Origin of the sequence: Bacillus sp. ISL-55 (assembly GCF_018613155.1) — a bacterium.
Classification (GTDB): Bacteria; Bacillota; Bacilli; order Bacillales; family Cytobacillaceae; genus Mesobacillus.
Map to the genome: position 1 here is coordinate 56,711 of NZ_JAGGQU010000009.1, position 19,835 is coordinate 76,545.

Sequence of the window (19,835 nt, forward strand, 5' to 3'; positions counted from 1 at the left end):
CAGCTTTGTCCAGACAGAGAGGAAGCTATCTATGTAATACCCTGATTATGGTAAAAAAAACAAAAAACACAGCAATTTTACTGTGTTTTTTGTTGATGCTCTAGCTATTGTGAGTTTTTATCCTTTTCATTCTCACTTTTCCAAATGGCTGTAAGTTTTCCGGTTTCAGTTTCATCCACCAGGAAAGATCCATTTGTATATCGATCACTGAACCTTAATTCTGAAGCTTTCACAGATACAATTTGCTGTTTTTCAGACTGGAAGAATACTTCATCCTCGTTATGAACAGCCTCCACGCCAATAATTCGGTGAGGGTTTGCTTTCAGTTCACGCAACATCACAACACCGCGTTTTGCACGGGAAGTCTTCTCGAACTCTGACAGCTTCATTTTCTTAACGGCACCACGCTGCGTAGCGATGACGATAGAATGGCTTTGGTTGTTATCGATAATTTTCCCGCCGACAACATAATCTCCATCCTTCAGGTTCATCCCCTTAACGCCTGCTGCCCTGATTCCAATTGGACTGATTTCTTCTTCGCTGAACCATAAAGCATAACCGAGATGTGAAGCAAGGAATAAATCCTTCTCCCCATTGGTTACATGTATGTCGATGACTCTGTCGTCACCTTTGACATTGATTGCAGTTAGCGGTTTGGAGTATCGCTGAGCTTTATAAAGATTTAATTCGGATTTTTTTACCATACCATTCTTTGTCACAAATAAGAAGAATAAATTCTGTGCGAAATCGGTGACTGGAACAGCTTTGATGATGTCTTCATCCCGGTCTAACGGCACAAGATTTGCTACATGCTGACCAAGGTCTTTCCAGCGGATGTCCGGTAGTTCATGGACAGGCAAGTATAAGTAGCTGCCTTTATTCGTGAATAACAGCAAGACATCAGTTGTATTCATATTCAACTGTGATAAAAGTCTATCCGTATCCTTCATCGCGAAATCCTGACCATTGGATGCGGCATAAGATCTCTGGCTTGTCCGTTTCACGTATCCATCCTTCGTTACGGTTACAATGACGTCTTCACTTGCGATTAGGACTTCAAGGTTAATCTTGATTTCCTCAATCTCGTCCTCAATTTTTGTCCGGCGATCATCTGAGAAACGCTTTTTGACATCCTTCAGTTCCTTTTTGATGACAGATAATAGCTTCTTCTCACTGCCCAGAATGGCGGTAAGTTCCTCTACCTTCTTGGCAAGCTCTTCCGCCTCGGCTTGAAGGGCAGTAATATCAGTATTTGTCAGACGATATAGCTGTAAGGATACAATCGCTTCAGCCTGAACTTCGGTGAAGGCGAATTTTTTGATCAAGTTATCCTTGGCGTCGCGCTTATCTTTGGAAGCACGAATCGTTGCGATTACCTGGTCAAGTATCGATAAAGCTTTTATGAGGCCTTCAACGATATGTTGGCGGTCCCGCGCTTTTTGAAGGTCATATTGGGTACGCTTAGTTACAACATCCTTCTGGTGTTCAATATAAGCATCTAGCATCTCGGCAAGTCCCATCAATACAGGTCTTTTCTTGTTGATGGCAACCATATTGAAGTTATAGGTAATCTGCAAATCACTGTTCTTGTAAAGATAGTGCAAAACACCGTTTGCGTCTGCTTCCTTCTTCAATTCAATGACAACACGAAGGCCGGTGCGGTCTGTTTCATCACGCACTTCCGAAATGCCTTCCACTTTACGGTCGAGACGGAATTCATCTATCCGCTTGACCAGGTTAGCTTTATTGATTTCATAAGGAACTTCCGTGATGACGATCTGCTGTTTGCCGCCACGGATATCCTCGATTTCAGCTTTGCCGCGAACAATGATCTTCCCTTTACCAGTCTTGTATGCCTTAGCGATCCCTTCGACACCTTGTATGATTCCGCCCGTCGGAAAGTCCGGCCCCTTGATCACTTTCATCAGATCTTCAACAGTGCATGCAGGGTTGTCCATCCTCATGATGACCCCATCAATCACTTCCGCCAGATTATGCGGAGGAATATCAGTCGCATAACCCGCTGATATTCCGGTAGATCCATTAACCAGCAAATTAGGGAACATCGCAGGAAGCACCGTAGGTTCACTTGAGGTGTCATCGAAATTCGGAATGAACTCGACGGTTCTTTTCTCGATATCCCTTAACAGTTCACCTGCGATTGCTGATAATCTTGCTTCTGTATAACGCATCGCTGCTGGCGGATCACCGTCAATGCTTCCGTTATTCCCATGCATTTCGACAAGGTAGTTCCGCACTTTCCAATTCTGGCTCATACGGACCATTGCTTCATATACAGAGGAATCACCATGCGGGTGGTAGTTACCAATTACGTTTCCTACTGTCTTGGCTGATTTCCGGAAGCCCTTTTCATTTGTATTGCCTTCTACGTGCATAGCATATAAAATCCTGCGTTGAACAGGTTTGAGTCCGTCTCTAGCATCAGGAAGTGCACGTTCTTGGATAATATATTTACTATAGCGGCCGAAACGGTCGCCCAGTACGTCTTCTAAAGGAAGGTCACGAAATTTTTCAACTGAACTCATTCGTCAGCAACCTCCTCTGCAACTGAGATATTTTCATTTTCAAGGATGTTTCCATCTTCCTCGAGGCCGAACGCTACATTGGATTCAATCCACTTCCTGCGTGGTTCAACCTTATCTCCCATAAGGGTCGTTACTCTTCGCTCCGCTCTTGCTGCATCGTCAATACGCACGCGGATCAAAGTCCTCGTCTCCGGATCCATCGTCGTTTCCCAAAGCTGGTCGGCATTCATTTCTCCCAGTCCTTTATAACGCTGGATTATATAGCCTTTACCGACTTTCTTCATCGCGTCCTTCAGCTCTTCGTCGCTCCAGGCATATTCGATGATTTCTTTTTTGCCCGTGCCCTTGCTGACCTTATATAACGGCGGCAGGGCAATGAATACCTTACCCGCTTCGATCAGCGGCTTCATATATCGGTAAAAGAACGTCAGCAAGAGTACCTGGATATGGGCACCATCAGTATCAGCATCCGTCATGATGACGATTTTGTCATAATTGATGTCTTCGACGTTGAAGTCTGACCCAACTCCGGCACCAATCGCATGGATGATCGTATTGATTTCTTCATTTTTGAAAATGTCCTGCAGCTTTGCTTTTTCCGTGTTGATGACTTTACCGCGCAATGGGAGCACAGCCTGGAATTTCCTATCGCGGCCCTGCTTGGCAGAACCACCAGCAGAATCACCCTCTACCAGGTAAAGTTCATTCTTCGCAGGATTCTTTGATTGCGCTGGAGTCAGTTTGCCGGATAGTATCGCATCTGATCTCTTTCTCTTCTTCCCGCTTCTTGCATCCTCGCGTGCTTTCCGGGCCGCTTCACGTGCCTGATAAGCCTTGATGGACTTGCGGATCAGTAATGTACTGATATCTGGATTTTCCTCAAGGAAATAAGAAAGGTGCTCTGAAACGACTGAGTCGACGGCAGATCTTGCTTCGCTTGTTCCCAACTTTCCCTTTGTCTGGCCTTCAAACTGAAGCAGCTCTTCAGGAATGCGCACGGAAATGATGCCTGCCAGACCTTCTCGGATGTCAGCTCCATCAAGGTTCTTATCCTTTTCCTTGAGCAAGCCAACCTTGCGGGCATATTCATTGAATACACGGGTCATCGCTGTTTTGGAACCCGCTTCATGTGTACCGCCATCTTTCGTGCGGACATTGTTGACGAATGACAACACATTCTCTGAGTAGCCATCGTTAAATTGAAATGCAAATTCAACTTCTATTTGGCTGTATTCACCTTCGAAGCTAACAACTGGATGCATCACATCTTTTTCTTCGTTCAAATATTCAACGAAAGCCTGTATCCCAGTCTCAAAATGAAAAGTATCCTTAACATCATTGCGCTCATCGATTAACTCTATTTTTAATCCTTTTAGCAAAAAGGCAGACTCTCTAAGACGTTCTGAGAGTGTGTCATAGTTATATGTTAGGGTAGAGAAAATTTCAGGGTCTGGTTTAAAGTGGATTGTCGTACCTGATTGGTTTGTTTTTCCGATCTTTTCAAGCGTCGTGGCTGGTTTCCCGCCATTTTCAAAACGCTGTTCATAGACGAAGCCATCACGTTTGATGGTTACAACCAGCCATTCTGATAATGCGTTTACAACAGAAGCACCTACACCATGAAGGCCTCCGCTTGTTTTATACCCGCCCTGACCAAACTTTCCGCCTGCGTGCAAGACGGTAAGGATCACTTCAGGTGTCGGTTTGCCAAGCTTATGCATCCCGGTAGGCATACCTCTCCCTTTATCCTGGACGCTTATGGAATTATCTTTATGGATTTTGACGATGATTTGATTACCGTAGCCACCTAGTGCTTCGTCTACCGAGTTATCAACGATTTCGTATACGAGGTGATGAAGTCCCCGTGTATCTGTGCTGCCAATATACATACCGGGTCTTTTGCGAACCGCTTCAAGACCTTCAAGTACCTGTATGGCATCATCATTATAATCAAAAGCTTGCTGATTTCTTGCCACGAACATACCCCTTTCATTTCTTGCAAACAACATTGACGGTTTTTATGTATAGTGTCAATGATTTCGTTAAGTATTCGTCTTTTCTGATTTAAAAGATTACGTGCAACGTATCCTTTTATCAGTATCAGAACAATTGTTCTCTTAGTTATTTTACCATAAGAATGGCGTCTATGCTTAATTGTAGCGATTAATTGGGATTTGGCAAACGGATTTAAAGAATTAATTGGAATTTTGTCATAAAAATACGGTTATTAGGAGACTTATGTGAAGTTTTCATGTCATTTTTTATCCTATTTTCAGATGGATGATTCAATTCATTTTTTAGAAAATCCACCTTAACCGCCTTTTTTAAAATCCGCTAAACTCCCAGCGATTTCCGCCGTTAATTTTTTAAGATGTACTGCAACATAAGAACAAATACATTTATGGGGGCCTTTTAATTATGAGAAGAACAAGGGTAATCTTTCTTGGATCGGCATTAATCCTTCTTCTTGCACTTACTGCCGGTGGAATATTCAGGAATGATGCTAAAAAAGAGCCTGGGGCCAGAATTCATTCTTCAGGACAACAAGTTATGATGGCTCGGTCTATGGCAAAAGTCAATAACGTGAAATCGGGAGAGAAAATCAAGAACCAACTCGATACACAAGGAGAGGTCACTCTAATCTTTCATAACAAGAAGGATACTAGTCACTATTATGACCATGAAGCTACAGTTGATTTTATAAAAGAACCAAGTATGGAAGAAATCGACGAAATCACACGAGATATTAAAGGCTGGGTCATCAAGCATCTAAACTCAATTTACATTTTCAGGTCAACAGTGATGGAAACGCCCGAAATGATTGAGTATTTTAATCAGAGAGAAAACATTGAGTATTCTGAGCCTAATTTTATCTTAATGCAAAATGAAGTGAATGGACCTAATGACCTGCTTTACCAGGAGAATTACCAATGGAATCTGCCTGTCATAGGCACGGAACAAGGGTGGAAGGTAACTCGTGGAACGGAAGAAATTGAAATTGCGATCGTAGATACTGGTGTTGATCTGGATCATCCTGATCTAAGGAACCGGATTGTTAAAGGCTATAATGTCATCAATGAGAAAGGTGAACCTGATGATGATAATGGGCATGGTACCCATGTAGCTGGGATTATTGCTTCGGAAACAGATAATAACGAGGGTGTTGCCGGCATGACGTGGTTCAGTAAAATCATGCCAATAAAAGCGATGGGAGCAAAAGGCTATGGTACCACATTCGATATTGCAAAAGGGATTGTCTGGGCTGTTGACCACGGTGCAGATGTCATCAATTTAAGTCTCGGCAATTACCAGCCTTCAAAGGTCCTTGAGGAAGCAGTAAGATATGCATTTGAAAAAGATGTCGTCATGGTATCTGCTGCCGGAAATGATGGATCAGACCAGCCGACCTATCCTTCGGCATACCCAGAAGTATTGAGTGTAGCAGCTGTAGATTATAATGGGAACAGAGCAAGCTTTTCAAACTACGGAGATTATATTGATATTGCTGCGCCAGGTGTATATATACCTAGCACATATTTTAATAAGCAATACGCTGCCCTTTCTGGTACATCAATGGCCGCTCCACACGTCGCCGGTCTTGCTGCACTAATCAAATCAGCTAATCCAGAGTTGAAAAGTTCACAAGTTATCAAGATCATTAAAAATTCCGCAATTGACCTTGGCGAGCAAGGAAAAGATATTGAATATGGCAATGGCTTAATTGATGTTAATTCAGCATTGCAGGAAGCGAGTAAAGAACTGCCAAGCGTCAGTGAACAAGAAAAAACGCTGTTTGATTGGCTCAGGTGAATGAAAAAAATACAAAAACAAGCCGCCAATATATTGGCGGCTTGTTGCTGTCATTCCAGATTATATAATTGTTCATCAACATCTTCCAGAAGCGGACTAAGCTCTCCCACGGAAAGGATATATAACTCGTGCATTGCTCTTGTACAAGCTGTATATAACAATTTCCTTTCTTCCATTCTTGTGTAGGACGATGAATCGTAAATAATCACCGCGTCGAATTCAATGCCTTTTGCGAGATAAGTCGGTACGACATTAACCCCATTTTCAAAAGTCATTGTCCCTTTTTCAATCAATCTCGCATCATGCGCCAGTTTGACTCCCGCGAAAGCCGCTTTACTCTCTTTGGCTGTTTTACAAATAACCGCGATGTTTTTATGTCCTAATCCCTGCAACTCGGAGATAAGTTCATTTATCTTCAGACTATGGTCGTTGCTTTCACCGCTCGGGATGATCACTGGCTTTGGCCCCGTGCGATTGAAAGGCTCGATTATATCTCCTCCCTCAATCAGTTGCCGGGTAAATTCAACAATTTGCTTCGTTGATCTGTATGTCTTTGTAAGCCTGTATTGTTCCTTTTCTCCAAAATCAGGAGTTGACTCCGCCAAGATCGTTTGTGCACCTGTTGGTCCTGAGTAAATCGCCTGGTTTATATCACCAAGCAATGTCATCTTGCTGTATGGAAACAGCATTTTAATATATGCAAACTGGAAAGGCGTGTAGTCCTGGGCTTCATCAATGAAAACATGGCGAATGGATGTATTCGATTTCCTGCCTTCAATCAAATCTTGCAGGTATAGAAAAGGAGTTGCATCCTCATATGCAATAGATCTGTTTTCCAAATTACTGATTGACTGTTCACATGCGGCGGCCCAATTTTTAGGTAATGCCTCGATTTTGGAATGAGTATCTTTAAAGAAATTCATGTATATGGCTCTGATATTAATGAATTTCAATCTTTTTACTGCATTGAACAATGGCTTGAAACGCCTCTTGACTACCATTTCCGAAAGCCACTGCTGCTCACGGTCATAATCATGGAAGGTATCATGTGCTCCACCCTGTTTTTTCTGGCTTTGCTTAAATGCCTCTAGATAATCTTCCTTTTCAAGGAATTGAATCTCCTTTTCAACCCATTCCTGTGACATTTCCGCTTTTGCTTTTTTCTTCAGTTCCTTTAACAGCCATTCCTTAACAAGCTGAATTCTGTTTGGAATTGAAATACTGTTATCAAGTGAATCATAGTATGCTGCTATGTCTTTTTTTGAGATGATTGCCCGTTTCTTTAAGCCTAAGCTCTTAAAGACAAGCGTTTCCCTGGCTAATTTCTCAGCGTAATCATCCAATAACTTTTTAAACTCTAAACCCGCCTTAAAACGTATACTTTCAATCCGGTCAAAATAAGCATCATTTTTTTCTGCTTCTAGCAGGAATTCCATTTGTTCAAAAGGGTCCTCTAGTTCATATTCAGCGCCAAACCGTGTTGAAAGATACTCCTGGAATGTGGCCTGCTGCATATTTTCTTCACCAAGCTCCGGCAAAACTGTAGCAACATAGCTATTGAAGAGCGGATTGGGTGAAAATAACATGATATTTTCCGACGTGATGATATTCCGATACTTGTAAAGTAAATACGCGACGCGCTGCATGGCAGCTGATGTTTTTCCGCTTCCTGCCACACCCTGGACGACAACAAGACTGCTTGAGTCGTTGCGAATGATTTGGTTCTGTTCCTTCTGGATCGTTGCCACAATGGTTTTCATTTGGGTATCAGCGTTGTTGCCGAGGACTTCCTGGAGCATTTCATCACCAATGGTAACCCCGGTTTCAAACATTGCTTTGATTTTGCCGCCCTTAATGACAAACTGGCGCTTTAGCTCCATTTCCCCTTTTATGTCTTCTGTTTCTGTTTTATATTGTGCCGGACCGGGTGAGTAGTCATAATATAGACCGGAAATAGGGGCTCTCCAGTCATAGATCAGGAAGTTTTCTTCCTGTTCATCCATTAGGGTCGCAATGCCTAAGTAAATTCTTTCAGCCTCATTTTCACCATCTTCTTTAAAATCAACTCTTCCGAAATAGGGAGAAAACCTGAGGCGGGATAATGTCTGAAGCTGTTTGACCATTTGGGATTGTGTCCGTTCACGCTCCGACAATAGCGCTGCCTGTTGCTTAATGCTCGTGAACGTTTCTGCAACATCGTCAGCTTCATCAAAGTTGACTGTAACATCCTCCCAAAAGGTTTTTCTGATCTGAAGAGCATCGGAGCCGACATCACTGGAACTTTCATTCCATTTCGCTGCTTTTTTATCAATTTCCTCAATGATGGATTCAACACGTTCATGTTCCATTTCTAAATCTTTAATCTGCTTTTCTTCCATGAAAAATCACTCCCAAACTCAATGCTCTTTTACTTGACTGCCACTGTTTTATGTGATAATGTTATGATAGAATTATTATGTGTATGCACTATAGATAAACACTGCCAACTTTCATTTTACTATGTACCTATTTTTATTACAAATATCTTTTACCTAGGCTCTTTTCTCAAACTTTGTTGCTATTTGACTACAATATATGATTATATGACCGTTTTTCTTGGTAAAGTTGACTCTTTTATGAGAAAAGAGCGTACAAACTTTATTCGGAACTGCAAAATGGCCTTTTATTACGTTAAAATCGGCTTTAGGATTTTAACAACAATCTTTACGAAAACAGCCTTTACCTAAAACCACCTTTGAAGGTGCTTTTTTATTTTCTACAAATATCCTATATATATTTATTCGAAATCTAACCTTTTTAAACTTAAAAACCGCGACGCTGATTTGCAGCGCGCGGTTTTTATGGTTTTTTTTAAGAATAATTACTTGCCAAGTTTGATTACGGATGCGATGTTTGCGGCAATTCTTTCAACATACGTACTGGCGTTTTCGAACGCGTCTTGTAGAGTTATGACACCTGGTACTATGCTGAATACCGCGTCGATCCCATGTTCATGCACTACTTCACTGTCTGATGCGACATTACCCGCGATCGCGATGACCGGAACATTGTGTCGTTTCGCTGTCTTCGCAACGCCAATCGGGGTTTTGCCAAAGATTGTTTGTCCATCAATCTTCCCTTCTCCGGTTATAACAAAATCGGCATCTTGTAAATGGGTTTCAAGCTTGGCAGCCTCCAGAACAATGTCAACGCCTCTTTTTAACTCGGCAGACAGGAATGCCAGCAATCCACCGCCAAGTCCTCCTGCTGCGCCTGCGCCTGAAACATGTTCAATATCTTTGTTAAGATCTTTACGAATAACATCAGCAAAATGGCGAAGGTTATTGTCCAATTCTTCAACTATTTCTGGTGTTGCCCCTTTTTGTGGTCCGAAAATATGGGATGCGCCTCTCTTGCCTGTTAACGGATTATCCACATCGCAGGCAACATCAATTTTTACCGATTCCAGCCGTTTATCTAATCCAGCAATGTTAACACCAGCAAGCGAATTTAATGCTCCTCCACCCTCACCTATTTCTTTTCCATCAGAATCCAGAAGCATGATGCCAAGTGCTCTTGCCATTCCGGCTCCTCCATCATTAGTGGCACTTCCGCCAATTCCAATAATAATATGTTCAACACCATAGTCCAAAGCCGCGCCAATCAGTTCACCGGTACCCCGTGTTGTAGTAATCAGCGGGTTTCTGTCACCAGAAGGCACGAGATGAAGTCCTGATGCGGCAGCCATCTCTATGACCGCAGTTTTTTCATCACCGGAAATACCGAAAAATGCTTCAACCGGAGTACCAAGCGGCCCTGTTACTATTTTTGTGATGATTTTCCCTCCTGTTGCATCAACGAGGGATTGAACAGTTCCTTCGCCTCCATCTGCCATAGGTACTTTTACAAAGCTTGCCTCTGGAAGGATTTTTTTCATGCCATTCTCGATTGCTGTAGCGGCCTCAAGCGCGGTAAGGCTCTCTTTAAATGAATCAGGTGCTATTACAATTTTCATGCTCGTTTTCTCCTCTCATTGGATACCGGAGTATTATTACACTGAAATGAAAGGTCCGGACTTCTTAGAAAATCCAGACCCATTTTACTTAACTGAAGAACTTGAAGATACCAAAGATTAGTGTCGATACGATTGCAAGCGTCAAACCGACAGCTGTTTCGTAAGGAATTAATTTCAAACGTTCTTTGATTTCCATGTTTACACTTCCGCCTGTTGCGTGGAAGAAACTTCCATGCGGAAGGTGATCTAGTACTGTTGCACCAGCGTGAACCATGGCAGCACCTGCTATTGCAGTGACTCCCATTTCAAGAATTGTTGATCCGAATACCTGGGAAGCAACAGCTGTTCCTGCTGTTGTCGAAGCAGTTGCAGCCGACATGAAAATACCAGATACAGGGGCAAGAACGAATGCCGGAAGGCCAAGGGCATCCAGGCTGTTAATCAGGACATCCTTTAAACCTGAATTAGCGATGATTCCTGCTAGTGTACCTGTACCAAGGAGCATAATAGCTACACCAGACATTTTGCCGAGGCCTGCCACTGCATAGTCATTGATATGTCTGATTCGTCCCATCGCAAGAGCTCCGGCAATCCCGCCTGCAGGCAGGGCGATCATTGGGTCGATGTTAATATCAAACAAAGGACGAAGTGCAAGCAGGATGATTGTCACCAATGGCGCGACAATCGCTGGGACAATTAACGGAAGTTTCCCTTGAACTGCTGTTTCACTTTCCTGAGCTGTAACGTTAGAGCCTTTATTAACTAGCTTCTTAGCTAAAATATAAGTGACAGTCAATCCGAAAATAGCTGGAATGATTCCTGCAGCCATAACAGAAGTCAAGGGAATTCCATATGCATCTGAAGCAGCTATTGCATTCGGATTGGGTGACATGATATTTCCAACCTTACCGCCGCCGATCATCGCAAGCAGGATAGCTGTTTTGGAAATACCAGCTCTATTTGCGATGGCAAGTGCAATCGGCGCAACAGTGATGACAGCGACATCAACAAATACCCCGACAGTAGTAAGGATCATTGTTGCGATCGCAAGTGCAAGCAGTGCTCGTGTGTCGCCAACTTTTTTAACGATTGTTTCTGCGATTACTGCAGCAGCACCCGATTCAATCAAGACACCAGCAAGCACACCAGCAGCCAGGATTCTTAAAACTGCGGGTATAATCCCTTTTGCACCTTCCATCATCAAGGTCACAGTATTTGTAACATCTACTCCGCCTACAAGTCCTCCGATCAGGGCTCCGGCGATCATTCCATACGCTGGTGAAACCTTCTTTAAAATAAGGAAAATAGCAACAATAAGTGCAACGATTGCGCCGAAAGCGCTTACTTGAATATCCATCATGATGCCTCCTATAAATCATTTTGTAACTCCATTGTAAGCGCTGTCTTATCTATTTACATTAGTCAAACCATCAAAAAAAGACCTGTAATACAACAGATCTTTTGTGCATTTGCACAATTCATTCTAGTTCATTATTTAGAAACGATAAATACAAATGAAGCAGGTCAGCCGTTTTGCGGGGATCCTTCCCGGTTATTTCCGTTATTTTATCAAGACGGTATCGAAGCGTATTACGATGTACAAACAGTTCTTGTGCAGCCTTGTTCATGTCTCCGTTTGTTTCGATAAACACTCTTAACGATTCTGTGAGCTCTCCCTTTACATCCCTTTCCTTTAATGAATGAAAGAAAGGTTTTAAATCTTCGGCCAGGCCTGTTTTTGACGCATTTAAAAGAAATACAGGAAGATAATAGTCTTCATACATGAAAGTGTCTTTTTGTGGTGTCAATTTCAGGCCGGATATTAATGTATGGACCGCCTGGCGGTAGGACTTGGTCAATCCTGACAATCCCTCATGGTATTGACCAACGCCAATTTTCACCTGGTAATCCCCATTCATTTTTAACCCACTAAGCCATCCTTCTGTTATCTTTTTTAGATACTGATCATTGTCGATTTGAGGAATCCCTTTTAAAATAACAATCCTGTCATGCTGCATCAGGATCAGGTCTTCTTTTTGCATTCGGCTTTTTAAATATGTGAATGTTCTCTTACGGTCCGAAGTTTTGATGACAATAGCTGCCCGGGGAAGTTCCAGATCAATTTCCAGACGCATAGCCCTTTCAAGGAAAAGCGGGTCATGTTGGCCTTCGTAATGAATGATTTGGCTGACAAGTTCTTCTTTAAGCCTCTGATCCCATTGTATTTCATTCATCAATACTGCCTGCTGAAGGCTGAGCTCAGCAGCCATGCGTACAAGCTCTCCGAAGTTTCTAATTTCATTTGGAGAACCCGTAATCCCTATAACGCCCATGATTTTCTCATCAAAATAAATGGGCAGGTTGATGCCTGGCTTTACACCATGAAGCCTTTTAGCCTCATCTTCGGTTATTTCAAAACCGGTCCCTTGTTTGATCACAATGACTGCACCGTCATGGACATCATCAATGCGCTTTTTGTCGCCTGATCCAATAATTACGCCATGGTTATCCATTATATTAATATTTTTACCGATGATTCCCATAGTTCTGTCTACAATTTCTTGAGCTAGCTGTTTGTTTAATAATTCCATCTCAAAACCCTGCCTTGCCAACTTGAATAACTATCATTATGACCGATTATTTGCCGAAACAAAAGAGAAGCGTGAGAACATTAGTCCTCACGCGCAAAGATTATTTTGTTAAAGCGTGTTCCACTTTAATGCATCTGTCCATAATCACGGTATAGCCTTTATCTTTAAGGAAATTATAGGCTTCCTCATTTTCAAGTCCTAGCTGAGCCCAAAAAACGTCGGCATCAATTTCTGCAAATTCCTTCGCGACCTCCATCAAGTATTCCGAACGGCGGAAAACATTTACGATATCTACGTGGCCTTCGATCTCTTCAAGTGTTTTAACCGCTTTAACTCCAAGTACTTCGTCAACAGTAGGATTGACAGGGATGATTTCATAGCCTGCTGATTGCATTGCCTGCGATACCATATAGGAAGTCCGCTGTGGATTGTCGCTCAATCCAACAACGGCAATCCTTTTTGCCTTCTTAAGGATTTGGCCGATTTCTTCCCGGTCTGGATTTTTAATTGCCATATTATCTCACTCCTATGGATTATTATGACCCTGATCTTATTTTATCTCAAAATTATGAAGACTAGAAAACAAACTGCCTATTCATAATGGATGAAAACAAGTTTTATTAACTGCGAAATTTTAGTTTGTCCATGCCTCTTTTCTTCATCAATGTAAATTGGTCAGAGACAACGGCAATCAAGGTTCCAAGAATTAAACCATTATTAAGTATGGATACAAGGACAGGCGGTACGCTGCGGAAAGCTTCACCCGGAAGAAACATTGCCCCAACACCAGCCATCAGCGAAGTTCCAACAACGACCCGAACCCTCTTTTTATCATTCTCACGGTCGAATTCCGAAAAAGCGATTCCAATCATATTGACGAATATAACAAATGTGACTGAATAGCCAACGGGTGCAGGCAGTGAAGCGAACAAAGACATCACATGGGGCAGCATGCTGGCAACGACGATCAGCAGTGAGCTTATGATAAAAGGCGTAATTCTTGTAATTCCAGTTGTTGCGATAAATCCAGCTGCACCAGAGATGGGGACAGAGCCAATCGCAGAGAAAAATCCTCCGAGCAGCTGATTGATACCAGCTGTAAAACCGCTGGCCTGATAACGGAAATCAGCATTTTCAGCCCCCATATCTTTTAAAACTTGTCCAGTAACCCTAATGCTAGCTAGCATGTTGGTGATTAACAGGAATGTGATAAAGATAGAAGTCACGATTAACCCTGAATCGAAGATGGGAGGCCCGAATGCCAAAAACTCTGGAAGGGCAATTGCTGCTCCATTGTATCCTTCGTACGCTTTTCCCAGGCCCAAAATTGAAAAAACCAACCAGCCAGCGGCCAGGCTTATTAAAATTGCATACTGGCTGACCCATTTAATTTGATGTCGTGTCAGATAGAAAGTGATGCCCACCAAAAACATGCTAAAAAAAGCGATAGGAAGACTGACTTCGGTTCTTCCGCCACCAAGTCCAACCATTCCATTAAGAAATGAGCCGCTTAATTGAATGACGAGCAAAAGCAAATAAATCCCGCTCACTACGGGTGTAAACAGCTTTGCCAGCTTATCAATAAGCTTGAATAAGCTTAGCAGGAAGAATACAATCCCACTGATGATCATTGCTCCTTCTAATGCCTGCAGAGTTTCAATGTTTGATGAAAACAGAGTGGCACTTAACCCTGCATATATTGTGAATACACCCCACCAAAGACCGGCTGGCCCCTCGTTAATAGGCAAGCGATGTCCGATCAGGGCCTGCAATAGACCAGAAATGCCCAATACAAACATTGTCCTCTGAACAAGTCCTGTCGTCTCCAAATCATTCAATTGAAATAAATCTGCAATGGCAATCGGAGCTACGATTGAACCAGCAATAATGAATGCCATCCACTGAATGGCTGATAAGAATGTCTTCATTTAAAATCTCCATTTTCTTGGCGTAATAGTTATCAATATTTCCAGAAATTAAATCCATGTTTTTATAAGAGAGAGGATATTTATCCTAATTCAATAGGAGACGTCCTTTTTCCTTCGCCTATAATAATATCGTACTTAAGGATATTGTAAATAAGAAGCATTATTTGGATTATCCTGCAAACCAATATAAAAAGGAAAAAGGGCATCCGAATTAAAGATGCCCTTGCCGCTAATAGCTTGTGAACCATAAAATCCTCTGAATCCAGTAAATAATATATTTAAATGGAGTCAGTTTGTCCTTATTTTCTTCATAGTCAAGTGTAAACCTGGCTCCGTCGTTATTCCATATTCTTTTGAAATACCGGTCAACATCTTTGATAACTTGACTGTCAGAAGCGGCTGTTATCTTCATGTTGGTTTCAAGGTTTAAATCATCGAGATTTCGTCGGGTAAAGTTTGCAGAACCCCCGAGAATCACGCTGTTTTTACCACGGTCAAAGAATATCATTTTTGTATGATATTGCTCCTGGCCGGCATTATACCATTTTATTTCGATATTTTCGCTTCCAAATTCCATAATTTCTTCTGAAACAGGAATGTTGGGTAGGCCCGATTTCTGATTGCCAAACGCATTCGTATTTGGATCCAAGATAATTTTGATTTTCGCTCCCCGATCAGCGGCCTTGTCGATTTCGTCGATGACCTTCCTTTCGGCCAAATAGAACATTCCTATCCAAATTTGATCTCCCTTCCCTGTCTTTTTCAGTTCGTTGAGGAGATGCTTGAGTATTTTCCCTTCCGTCAAAACCTGGATCTTAATAGACCCTTTCTCTTCTACAGGTGTGTAATCAGGAAGGCTTCCTCCCCCTGAGAAATCGACCACTGCCTGCTCAGATTCTAGAATGTCCCCAATTATATTTCCGCTTGTTTCAAAGGCTATATTTGAGTGGAAGCCGCTAGCATCATGAGGATTCGCAGATGAAACGATAGCTGTTTTCTCAGTGACGAATACTTTCCTGTGATTAGCCTTAAGGTTCATTAGCTCAAGATAGGAACGAAGTGTCACGTCCGGAGCATTCTTTGCCATTGGATTTGGAATCCAGCCTTCTCCTGATTGCCCAAACCACTGGAAAAACGCCCTCCAAACTCCTGTATATAATGGATTGGAATCCCTCAGCGGATCTAGATTGGTAAAAATCACTTTTATGTCATTTTCACGAAGTTCTTTCAAGATTCCCGATTTGTGGGAACCGTATGTCAAATTAATTTCATCAGTGATGAACACAATTGTGAGATCCTTATGCTTTTTCTTCTGAGCTATAAGCTTTTCACCGATCGATTCACTTATTTCCGGATACCCCATATCTTCTTTATAATAGCCATTGAATAAAAACATATCCAGGACGATGAAATCCTCTGCTTCCTCAATCCCTTTCTTTACCGTATCGAATATTTCATGCTCATACTTTTTTTCACCATCTGTCCCCTTGTAGGTTAAATCATATAAAAAACGAACCTCTTGGACGTTATGGACTTTTCCCTCATACGATAAGCCATCAGGCAGATCTTTATGCGTATGATAGACAGCATTTACGATTACGATTAATGCCAGCATGAGTAAAATCAATAACGTTTTTCTCTTCGATAAACTTTTTCCGATCCTCATATAGAAGGACTCCTTAAAATAGAATAATATACTTCCTTATTCACTTCTTCAGCAAGTTATAAACTTAGCAAGCAAAGAGTAACGCAATTAATGAGCGAAATAATCTAATTGCAAATAAAACAGATACTATATAATAAGCTGGCCATAGGCCATTAATCAGTTTTGTTCAAGATTTGCATGGAGTTTTTAAGAGAACATGGTAAAATAAAAGAACCTTAAAATCTTAAAAGGAGAATATTTCATGGCATTAAACGCAATCATCATTATTCTAGCTTACTTGCTTGGTTCAATACCTTCTGGACTCATAATCGGAAAAGCATTCTATGGCAAAGACATCCGAGAACATGGGAGCGGAAATTTAGGCGGTACAAATACATTCCGGACATTAGGGGTAAAAGCTGGTTTAGTAGTAAGTATTGCTGACGTCTTGAAAGGGACTCTTGCAGCTTTTCTGCCTTTGCTTCTGAATGCTGATGGTCTCCATATGCTTTTAGTAGGGGTGTTTGCTGTAATTGGACACATGTACCCTGTTTTTGCAGGATTTAGAGGCGGCAAAGCGGTCGCTACTTCCGGTGGAGTTTTACTGGCGTACATACCGATATTATTCTTACTCATGCTCGTTATCTTTTTCATCAGCTTGTACATTACAAAGTATGTTTCTCTTTCTTCGATTCTAACTGGTATAGCAGCGTTCATTTACTCTCTGTTTACCCAGGACCTTCCGCTAATCGTGGTTGTCGCTGTCCTGGCCACCTTTGTTACTTACAGGCACAGGGCTAATATTGAGAGAATCCGCAATAAAACCGAGCCGAAAATCAAGTGGCTTTAATATCAGTTAACAACAACAAAATTAGCCGTCAAACCTTGAATAGGTTTGACGGCTTTTTTAGCTAAGAGCTTTGTTCTATTTGGCTGCTGATTTTCCGTTCCTGCCGCTTCGCTTTCCTGCTAACCAATACAATTGAGTTAACTATTTCCGGACGATCCCAAAGGCCTTTAGTGCTTTTCCCAGATTGCTATACATTTTTACGTTATCGAAATTGATGCCAAGTGTCACGACTGAGTGTGCTAGTTCAGGCCTCATGCCCGTCAGATTCACATCCACTCCAGTAAGTTTAAGGCTGTCTATTATTTTGAAAAGCTCTTGCGCAACCATTGTATCAACTATGAAAACCCCAGAAAGATCCATGATCAGGCAGTCAACTTCTTTATTCTTCGTTTCACGCAGGGTATGCTCCATCAATATCCTTGCTCTATGAGTATCAATATCGCCAATGATCGGCAAAACGGCCACTCCATCAACAATGGAAATGACAGGTGTGCTCAATTCATCAATGACCTCCTGCTGTGCTCTAAGGCGCTTATTGGCCTGTCCAGTATAGGAATTCGTGAAAGTGAGGATTAAACCGTCAATGAAGTCGTTAACGAGATTGCTTAACCTTAACATTTCTTTCGCGCTAAGATCATTTATTTTATCTGCCATATCAGAGAGTTCTTCCCATAGCGCCCCACGGATACTATTAAAATGCTGAACTGATTGACTCAGCGAAAGACCTAGTCGCACTTTATCTTCACTTACCCGATTTCCCCAATCATTTATTCTTTCATCATCTATTTCCCCTGTTAAAAAACTTTCAAGCAAATGAATTAGTTCTTCTATTTGTTCTTTATACAAATTCACTTTTATTAATTTAATGTACGTTTCTGGCTGATTTTTATCAATTGACTTTAATATATTGGCTGTTACCTTTTCTTCCCTTTCAGTCAGGAAATTTTTAAATAAGTGAATTGCTCTATCCATCTCGTAGCTCCTTTTTGTCACAAAAAAGTTCTTTTTAGAATATTTTTTGTTCTTTATAAAAAAATACATGCTTTTGCTGGTATAATTTAAATGATTATGTCATATACATTCGAAAGAAATCGAATTTAGGTTGCCCAGGTTAAAGATTGTGAATTCCTGATGAAATTACCCGAATCTTGATTGCTTCAAACAAACACAGTTCAAAAGTATTTTTAAATAAGAAGGGATACAGATGGAAGCTATTAAATATTTTCCACGCGTACAATTCAGTGCTGGAATGGAGAAGAAACGGCCATATGCCAGTAGCTTAATCTTAGCAGGACTAGAAAACCTTGTTCTATTTCCAACTTTCTTATCAATCGGAAACTCTTTCCCATATCATAACCTGGCAATTACGAAGGATGGGTTGACAATGGTTGATTTATATCAAGAAAAAGCAATTCTTGAAAACAAAAATCTCAAGCTCGAACAAGAAATTATTGAAAAACAGCAAACTTTAAAGAATTTACAACTGGCTATTCAATCAGCCACAGGTGATTTTCAAGCTGCTTCAGCGAGCCATTTGGCGGCCGGGTTAGCACATGAAATAAGGAATCCGCTGACAACGATCAAGGGTTTTATCCAGTTGCTCCAGCCGGAACTGCAGGCTGCCGGCCAGCAGGAGTTTGCAGATGTAGCTCTTGATGAACTTAATCGGGCCAACTGCTTACTGACTGAATTTCTTTCTGTATTGAAACCTGCCTCATCTGAGAAAAAGAAGATATCTGTTAACAAGTTAGCTGCAAGCATGTTCAAGCTTTTTTCAAGTGAGTCGATTCTCAAGGATATCGAGATAGATATTGAACTTCCTGATTATGAGTTGTATGTACTGGCAGATGAAAATGCGATCAAACAAGTGTTAATTAATTTATTGAAAAATGCCATTGAGGCTGTTGAAGGAAATAGTGGGAATAAAGGTTCTATAAAATTGGTTGTGAATGAAGATGCTGGTGTCATTCATGTCAGTGTATTAGATAATGGGACTGGAATTGATGAATACTCTCTGAAAAAAATCTTCACTCCATTCTATACTACAAAAACTGACGGAACCGGTATGGGGCTTGTAATCAGCAAGCAAATAATAGAAAATCATGGCGGAGAAATGACGGTTACCACTCAACCCTTAAAGACCATATTCGAATTTTCCCTCCCCGCTATTTAATTTACAGCTTTCCGATTAGTCGAAAAATTGTCAAATTGAACACAGTTCCCTTCTTCCTTCACTGGTAAAATGTAGGTAAGAACAGGAGAAAGAAGGCGGATTGAAATGGAAGAAGTTATAAAGCTGGCTGAAAATTATGTGTACACAACCACAACAGCTGATGTAACGTCGCCAGATGATTTTATTGTTGAATTTCTGACTGATATTCATGACAATGACAAAAATGGTCCATCTACAATAAAAATAAAGAATATGAACGAACTAATGGATTTCCTGGAAAAAATGGAGTGGTAGTATA

14 protein-coding genes are annotated in these 19,835 nt (G+C 41.4%); 4 read left to right on the plus strand and 10 right to left on the minus strand.

Annotation, left to right across the window (positions count from 1 at the left end):
• Positions 1-104 precede the first annotated feature (104 nt).
• Together parC and parE are read right to left on the minus strand one after the other, a co-directional pair.
• Positions 105-2,546: a DNA topoisomerase IV subunit A gene (gene parC, locus J7E32_RS05235; RefSeq protein ID WP_214904638.1), complete on the minus strand. Its 2,442-nt coding sequence runs from the start codon at positions 2,544-2,546 to the stop codon at positions 105-107.
• Positions 2,543-4,522, minus strand: coding sequence for a DNA topoisomerase IV subunit B (gene parE / locus J7E32_RS05240; protein ID WP_214904639.1), 1,980 nt, complete (start codon positions 4,520-4,522; stop codon positions 2,543-2,545). Before parE ends, parC begins: the two co-directional genes overlap by 4 nt.
• Before the next feature lie 442 nt (positions 4,523-4,964).
• Here parE and J7E32_RS05245 point away from each other — a divergent pair, with 442 nt between their 5' ends.
• A complete protein-coding gene (locus J7E32_RS05245) occupies positions 4,965-6,356 on the plus strand; it encodes a S8 family peptidase (RefSeq protein ID WP_214904642.1) in 1,392 nt (463 codons plus the stop codon).
• 50 nt (positions 6,357-6,406) lie between these two features.
• On the opposite strand, the gene helD is transcribed toward J7E32_RS05245, so the two are convergent.
• From helD to J7E32_RS05280, 7 genes are all read right to left on the minus strand, one after another.
• Entirely contained in the window at positions 6,407-8,734 is a 2,328-nt protein-coding gene (gene helD, locus J7E32_RS05250; RefSeq protein WP_214904645.1) for an RNA polymerase recycling motor HelD, read from the minus strand.
• A gap of 482 nt (positions 8,735-9,216) precedes the next feature.
• Complete coding sequence (locus J7E32_RS05255; protein ID WP_214904647.1) at positions 9,217-10,350, minus strand: glycerate kinase; 1,134 nt, start codon at positions 10,348-10,350, stop codon at positions 9,217-9,219.
• Between the two features lie 88 nt (positions 10,351-10,438).
• Positions 10,439-11,707, minus strand: coding sequence for a GntP family permease (locus tag J7E32_RS05260; protein WP_214905030.1), 1,269 nt, complete (start codon positions 11,705-11,707; stop codon positions 10,439-10,441).
• Positions 11,708-11,828: 121 nt separating this feature from the next.
• Positions 11,829-12,941 (minus strand): sugar diacid recognition domain-containing protein, encoded by a 1,113-nt coding sequence (locus J7E32_RS05265; protein ID WP_214904649.1) that lies wholly within the window; start codon positions 12,939-12,941, stop codon positions 11,829-11,831.
• 100 nt (positions 12,942-13,041) lie between these two features.
• Entirely contained in the window at positions 13,042-13,455 is a 414-nt protein-coding gene (locus tag J7E32_RS05270; RefSeq protein WP_214904651.1) for a CoA-binding protein, read from the minus strand.
• Positions 13,456-13,561: 106 nt separating this feature from the next.
• Complete coding sequence (locus J7E32_RS05275; RefSeq protein ID WP_214904655.1) at positions 13,562-14,869, minus strand: purine/pyrimidine permease; 1,308 nt, start codon at positions 14,867-14,869, stop codon at positions 13,562-13,564.
• A gap of 229 nt (positions 14,870-15,098) precedes the next feature.
• Positions 15,099-16,535: a phospholipase D family protein gene (locus J7E32_RS05280; protein WP_214904657.1), complete on the minus strand. Its 1,437-nt coding sequence runs from the start codon at positions 16,533-16,535 to the stop codon at positions 15,099-15,101.
• Positions 16,536-16,776: 241 nt separating this feature from the next.
• Between J7E32_RS05280 and plsY the strand changes: the two genes are divergently transcribed.
• Entirely contained in the window at positions 16,777-17,364 is a 588-nt protein-coding gene (gene plsY / locus J7E32_RS05285; RefSeq protein WP_214904660.1) for a glycerol-3-phosphate 1-O-acyltransferase PlsY, read from the plus strand.
• 141 nt (positions 17,365-17,505) lie between these two features.
• On the opposite strand, the gene J7E32_RS05290 is transcribed toward plsY, so the two are convergent.
• The gene (locus J7E32_RS05290; protein WP_214904662.1) at positions 17,506-18,336 is read right to left on the minus strand and encodes an STAS domain-containing protein; all 831 of its coding nucleotides are present in this window, start codon (positions 18,334-18,336) and stop codon (positions 17,506-17,508) included.
• A 232-nt stretch (positions 18,337-18,568) separates the two neighbouring features.
• Between J7E32_RS05290 and J7E32_RS05295 the strand changes: the two genes are divergently transcribed.
• Complete coding sequence (locus J7E32_RS05295) at positions 18,569-19,537, plus strand: ATP-binding protein (protein WP_214904663.1); 969 nt, start codon at positions 18,569-18,571, stop codon at positions 19,535-19,537.
• Between the two features lie 105 nt (positions 19,538-19,642).
• Positions 19,643-19,831, plus strand: a complete 189-nt coding sequence (locus J7E32_RS05300; protein WP_214904665.1) for a hypothetical protein — start codon at positions 19,643-19,645, stop codon at positions 19,829-19,831.
• Positions 19,832-19,835: the final 4 nt, after the last annotated feature.